Annotated in this window: 5 protein-coding genes and 1 pseudogene; 4 read left to right on the forward strand and 2 right to left on the reverse strand. The window is 64.0% G+C overall.

Annotated features, from left to right (window positions below):
• A pseudogene (locus tag QOC76_RS14620) lies at nt 1-435 on the forward strand (transglycosylase family protein); the annotation flags it as partial.
• 209 nt (nt 436-644) lie between these two features.
• On the opposite strand, the gene QOC76_RS14625 reads toward QOC76_RS14620, so the two are convergent.
• The gene (locus tag QOC76_RS14625) at nt 645-959 is read right to left on the reverse strand and encodes a hypothetical protein (RefSeq protein ID WP_526357557.1); all 315 of its coding nucleotides are present in this window, start codon (nt 957-959) and stop codon (nt 645-647) included.
• A 330-nt stretch (nt 960-1,289) separates the two neighbouring features.
• Between QOC76_RS14625 and QOC76_RS14630 the strand changes: the two genes are divergently transcribed.
• Together QOC76_RS14630 and QOC76_RS14635 are read left to right on the forward strand one after the other, a co-directional pair.
• Nucleotides 1,290-2,900, forward strand: coding sequence for a protein kinase domain-containing protein (locus QOC76_RS14630; protein WP_526357558.1), 1,611 nt, complete (start codon nt 1,290-1,292; stop codon nt 2,898-2,900).
• Between the two features lie 17 nt (nt 2,901-2,917).
• Nucleotides 2,918-3,340 (forward strand): SDR family NAD(P)-dependent oxidoreductase, encoded by a 423-nt coding sequence (locus tag QOC76_RS14635; RefSeq protein WP_526357559.1) that lies wholly within the window; start codon nt 2,918-2,920, stop codon nt 3,338-3,340.
• A gap of 1,015 nt (nt 3,341-4,355) precedes the next feature.
• On the opposite strand, the gene QOC76_RS14640 is transcribed toward QOC76_RS14635, so the two are convergent.
• Nucleotides 4,356-5,540, reverse strand: coding sequence for an AI-2E family transporter (locus QOC76_RS14640; RefSeq protein WP_526357560.1), 1,185 nt, complete (start codon nt 5,538-5,540; stop codon nt 4,356-4,358).
• A 66-nt stretch (nt 5,541-5,606) separates the two neighbouring features.
• On the opposite strand from QOC76_RS14640, the gene QOC76_RS14645 reads away from it, so the two are divergent.
• On the forward strand, nt 5,607-5,966 hold a 360-nt coding region (locus QOC76_RS14645; protein WP_526357561.1), incomplete at its 3' end, for an Ig-like domain-containing protein.

Genomic DNA, 5,966 nt, shown 5'->3' on the forward strand with positions numbered 1-5,966 from the left:
TGAACATGAGCCGCTACGTTGTCGAGGATCCCGGCGTACCCGGCACCCAGGACGTCACCTTCGCAGTGTCTATGGTCAACGGCGTCGAAACCGGCCGACGGCTGACGGCTCACGACATCGTGACACCCGCCCGGCCGTCGGTAGTGCGGGTCGGCGCCAAGCCGGGCACCATGGTGCCGCCGGTGAGCAACGGCGCGACGTGGGATGCGCTGGCCGCCTGTGAGGCCGGAGGCAACTGGGCCATCAACACCGGCAACGTCTTCTACGGCGGCGTGCAGTTCGAACAGAACACCTGGGAGCGCCACGGCGGACTGCGTTACGCGCCGCGCGCCGACCTGGCCACCCGGGAAGAGCAACTCGCGATCGCCGAGGTCACGGGCACGGCAGGGCTGGGGCGCCTGGCCGATATGCAGCAAGAGATTGAGGACGAAGTGACGGTCAGCTCAGAGTTAGGCGCCCTGGTGATCGGTTGATGGCTACGGCGGGGGGCCGAACACACGTCGGCCACGGGTATGTCGTTCGTTGCGGCGCAGCGTGTCGAGAATCGGGTCCCAACCGGGGCGCTGTGAATTCATCTGTCAAGCGGGTGCCGGAACTTGACAGTCTACGACGGCGCCGGCTGCACCCATCTGCTCCATCCCGCATCAGTTTGAGCCGTTTGAGGGGCACTCGACGACAACGTAGACGGTGCCCAGCTCTGCGGGCTTCAGCGGCTGGCCCGAAGAGTTATCGCCGCGGAGGCCGTTCACGTCGTTAACTGTGCACTCGGACAACGGGACATCCCGTGGGCCGTCTTGGACTTCGACTTGCACGGCGTAGCCCTGGCCCCGCAGATCGCTGACGGCGCCGGCGGCGTCCCGACCTCCCATGGGGGCGGCTGCCGCCGGTCCTGCGAATCCCAGAGCGGCGACGGTGGCGATTCCGAAGGTTGCGGCGGCAGTTGCGAAATAAAGCTTCATGATGAGAACTCCTCCAAACTGGATTGGGTCTCATTAGCTTCTCGCCCTTGGCCTGCGATTTCGACGACACTGGCACCCACTTGCATCACCTGTTAACCGGCGTGCACCTCTACCGGTTATCCCTACTTGGGGTCAGCGCTCGTTGAGCCCGACTTGCTCGCAGGCGTTCCGTCGCGGGGACGTCATTGCCCTCCAGGATTCTGTTCGAAGCTCCCTCACCGACCCGCCGAGATGGCACCTCGGCAGGCGTTATGCTCGACTGATCGCTTCGAGGTGTCATTGCATGGATGTGCAATCGCAGGGTATCGAGTATCGGGGCCGAGGTGGCTGATGGCCGAATGCAAACCGCCCGTCGGCCGGTGTGATCTACCGCCGACTATCGCCGCGGAGTTGGCCGCGGCGGGGCTCGATGGCGCCGCTGAGGTCGGTGCTGGCGGCTTCGGAGCGGTCTACCGTTGCCAGCAGCGTTCATTGGACCGCGTCGTCGCGGTGAAGGTCCTCAGCACGGACCTCGATTCCGACAACATCGAGCGGTTCCTGCGCGAGCAGCGTGCGATGGGCAAACTCTGCGGGCATCCGAACATCGTCAGTATTTTTGACGTCGGCACCACGACGTCGGGCCGGCCGTTCATCGTCATGCAATACCACCCGCGTGACTCCCTGCGTGCACGCGTCCACGCCGATGGCCCACTCTCGTGGGCCGAGACACTGCGCATCGGAGTGAAGATTGCCGGCGCCGTCGAGACGGCGCATCGGCTGGGCACGCTGCATCGTGACATCAAACCGGCCAACATTCTGCTCACAGAGTACGGCGAGCCTCAGTTGGCCGACTTCGGCATCGCGCGGATTTCCGGCGGATTCGAAACCGGCACCGGCATCATCACCGGATCCCCGGCGTTCACGGCACCTGAGGTCCTGTTGGGCCACAGTCCGAGTCCTGCTTCCGACTTGTACAGTTTGGGCGCGACCCTGTTTTGCGCTCTCACCGGTCACGCCGCCTTCGAACGCCGCACCGGTGAGCAGGTAGTGGCCCAGTTCCTGAGGCTCGCCGCCGAGCCGACCGCGGCACGGGACCTGGTTCAAATACCCGAGGATGTCAGCGCCGCAATCGAACACGCAATGGCGAGCAGTCCCGACGATCGGCCGGCAACGGCGGCCGACCTTGGGAACATGTTGCGCCACATCCAAAGTCGCCACGGTCTGGCCGTCGACGACATGGACGTGCCGCCCGGTGTCGACGGTGGCGCAACGCGCCGATCCGGCCCGGCGCGGATTGCGACGGCCCCGGTGAGTCGGGTGCGCGTCCTGCTGGCGGAGGACGACCTGTTGCTGCGCGAGGGTCTGGCGAGCCTGTTGGAACGCTCCGGCTTCGACGTGGTCGGGCAAGCCGGTGACGCCGTACAACTCCTCGCCATCGTTCGCGAAACGACGCCCGACTTGGTGGTGACCGATATTCGAATGCCGCCTGACCACTTCACCGAAGGGCTCGATGCGGCCCGCGTCATTCGCGAGGAAATGCCGCACGTCGCCGTCGTCGTGCTCTCGGCCCATGTCGAGATCGAGCACGCAATGGAGCTGCTGGCCGGAGGACGCAGCATCGGGTATCTGCTCAAGAGCCGGGTGACCGACGTCGCGGACTTCATCGACACGTTGCAGCGCGTCGCCAAGGGCGCATCGGTCGTGGACCCCGCACTGGTGCAGGAGTTAGTGTCCGCGCGCCGACACGATGACCCGCTAGCGGTCCTCACTGCGCGCGAAAAGGAGGTGCTGGCGCTGATGGCCGAGGGCCGGTCGAATGCCGGTATCGCCCATCGTCTTTGGGTCAGCCAGAGCACCGTCGAAAAGCACGTGCGCAGCATCCTGACCAAGCTCAACCTGCCCGAAACCGACGATGACCATCGCCGGGTCCTCGCTGTGATCACCTTCCTTGAGGCGCACTGATACGTGCGGTAACTGCAATGGCATACGCAGCGAGCAAGGCCGCGGTGTCGGCCATGGTGCTCAATCTGGCACCGGAGTTGGCCGGAAAGGGCATCGCCATCAACGCGATTGCGCCGGGCGGTACTGGCACCGATATGGCGTCCCAATACGCTCGAGAATACACACGCCCGGCGTTGAGCGGACTTCCGAGCGACGCGGTAATCGGCTCGATGAATGCGCTGGGCCGGCTGGCCGAACCGCCTGAAATCGCCGCGGTCGCGGCATTCCTGCTGTCCCCGGAAGCCTCCTACATCACCGGCGCGACCATCGATGCCGCCGGCGGCTGGATCTTACATCAATGCGCACCATCGCACGGCTCATCAGCGCCACCTGACCACCCTCCACGTCAACTGCATCGGCAGGTCTGGCGAAGCTCGTCAAGCATCAGCAAGCACGGTTGACAAAGCTCGCAACGTTGTTGCGGCAGCGGGAATTTGGTTTTACACCAACGACGCTCCTTGGATCAGTGGGCCACACGTGGCACTGCCAGTGCGGTTCGGAGAATCCAGACAAACAACAAGATCGGGATTCCCGCGGTAGTCGAGAAACCTTTGAGCGAAAGCGGGCAGTTTCTCGGCGGCGCACTCGTTCGTGCCGCGGCTGCCCGGGCGCGGTGCCCGACTCGCCCCAGTCGCGGAAGGACCGCGTTTTGCCGACCTTTGTTCATGCATCCATAACGCGGTTTACCGTGCCTGTGACGGCTCCAGATCAAGCGACTTCGTATAGATAACGCCGCCTTGCGTGTCGTCACCCCCGCGTTTCAGGAGCGATTTGTAGCCGTACTGCATGCGTCCCGGCAACAGCGGAATATGATGTTGCGAGGAGATTTGATGCAGCGGATCGAACTGTTCGCCTGGTCGCGCGCGCCGAATACGGATTCATGATCCGTAGGTCGAAGTTTTGATTGCTGCCGAAGGGTGACGAAGGCTGGAACTCCGTCAGCCGTGCGATCATTGGAATTCGCGCTGACGGCGAAACCTTTGCCTAACACTCGGGCCGACTAATGCGAAGGCATTCGCGGGCGCTGCTACGGAGGTGGCGCCGGTGGTGCGGCCCCACCACGGCCGCCCGGTGGTGCTGGCTGGGGGATCGCGCCAGCACGCACAACACACTGAAGGCCCGGCGAAAGAAGTTTATACGGGTGACCGATGATCGGCGCTCGGTGCTGAATCGTGTGCCAGTACGAGCCGTCAGGTAAGGCACCCCGTCGCAATAGGCGAGAGAAATCTGGGACTCCATACCACCGCCGGGGCAGTAGCCAGCCTGCATGTTGGGCATGTGTGGGTCAGGGGCAGGGTCGGCGTAAGCCGGTGCAGCGGACAACACGGCCGCTGCGGCGACGCCTACTGCTACAAGTAAGTGGCGCATACTCTTCAGGCCAGCGACGAAGCGAGGAGCTGCTGCCGTCTGAACTCGCTACATTTGGTCGAGCCGCACGAACAACACCTCTTGGACGAGCAGTTGAATCGCGGCGGCCACCGGGATCGCAACGAGCGCTCCCACGAGCCCGAGCAATTCCCCGCCTACAAGAACGGCCACCAGCGTCGCGACCGCCGGAACTTCGACGGCCTTGCCGATGATCTTGGGCACCAGCAGGTAGTCCTCCGCCAATCGGAACACGAGGTAAAACGCCAGGGTCGTGATACCGACCGGCACCGACACGGTGAGCGCCACCGCGGCCACGAGGATTCCCGCGACGGTGGACCCGAACGGGATGAGATCGAGCAACGCAACGAGAATCGCCAACAGGAGCGGATAGGGGATGCCGAAGATCATCATCCAGATGAAGGTTGAGAGTCCCGCGATGATCGAGATGACGAGGTTGCCGATCATGTAGGTGCCGACCTTGGCGAAGATGCGGTCGCCGATCAGGATCGTGCGGGGCCGCCGCGAGGCGGGAGCGAACCGATACAGCGTCGCGCGGATGTCGGGCAGGTTGAGCAGCAAATACACCGTAAGTACCAACCCGATCAAAAGATCCGTGATGGTGCCGAAGACGGTCTTGCCGGCTTTGAGAACCTCCGAGACCATGCTTCCGCCCGAGCCGTTCATTGTGTCGGTGATCTTCTGCTGGACATGGAATCGATCGTTGAGCCGGCCGAGAAACGATGAATGACTCTGTACCTCCTGCATGTAGTGCGGGGCATGGCTGATGAATTGGCGCGCCTGGTCCACCAGCGGCGGAATCGCCGCCGCCACAGATCCGCCAATCACCGCCAGTGCGATCACGAACACCACCGTGACCGCAGCCCAGCGCGGAACCCGCCGGTTAACAAGCCAGGACACGGCCGGTTCAAGTCCCAACGCGACGAAGAAGGCGACTCCGATCAGGAGCAGCATCGACGAGGCCAGCACTAAACCGCGTACCGCCGCGTAGGTGATGGCGACCCCCGCGGCCGCCGTCATCCCGATGAAGAACGGCGAGCGCCTGTTGATCGGCGGCCCGGGCGAGCCGAGCGGCTGCGCATCCGAACTCTGTGCGGCCGCGATTCGCTCAGCCTCGGCGATCGGGCCCTCGCCGGGGTCGTGTGGTTGACCCACCATAGGGTGATGGCCCTTGCCGGCCTGCTCGACGTTGCTTTGCTCATCCTCTTGTGCCATCAGCTCCTCCGAGGACCACCTGCGCGAGGCGACCCGGCCGTGGTGATTTGGGAACGCCACTAGCGCTTGCGAGTACCCTCCCGGACCACACCGAATCGGACGAGTTCGTCGCAACGGAACCCGGACGGAAGCTTCACCTATGACCCCTCCGTCGCTGCCCGACAGCGGGCACGGGTCAAAAACGCCATCGGCACCGACAAATTCACGGTTACCGTCGACGACGGGCACGGTGGGGTGAAGAGCGTTACCGTGAGCACCACGATTGCACTGAGGGACCAGGCTCCCGTCGCAGGCACCCTCGAGGTCGGTGCGCCCGCGGCGAGCAACGGGCCCATCAAGGGCTGGGTGAGCGCCTCAGATCCCGATGGCGACAGCTACTCGTTCTCCGGAATGACCAAGCCCACGAAGGGCACTGTATCCGTGTCG

It is taken from the genome of Mycobacterium sp., from assembly GCF_032159565.1.
GTDB lineage: Bacteria > Actinomycetota > Actinomycetes > Mycobacteriales > Mycobacteriaceae > Mycobacterium.

Bases quoted from the DNA above. Each gene is read 5' to 3' on its own strand.
- QOC76_RS14625 (WP_526357557.1), bottom strand. From the start codon at position 959: ATGAAGCTTTATTTCGCAACTGCCGCCGCAACCTTCGGAATCGCCACC.
- QOC76_RS14640 (WP_526357560.1), bottom strand. From the start codon at position 5,540: ATGGCACAAGAGGATGAGCAAAGCAACGTCGAGCAGGCCGGCAAGGGC.
- QOC76_RS14635 (WP_526357559.1), top strand. From the start codon at position 2,918: ATGGCATACGCAGCGAGCAAGGCCGCGGTGTCGGCCATGGTGCTCAAT.
- QOC76_RS14630 (WP_526357558.1), top strand. From the start codon at position 1,290: ATGGCCGAATGCAAACCGCCCGTCGGCCGGTGTGATCTACCGCCGACT.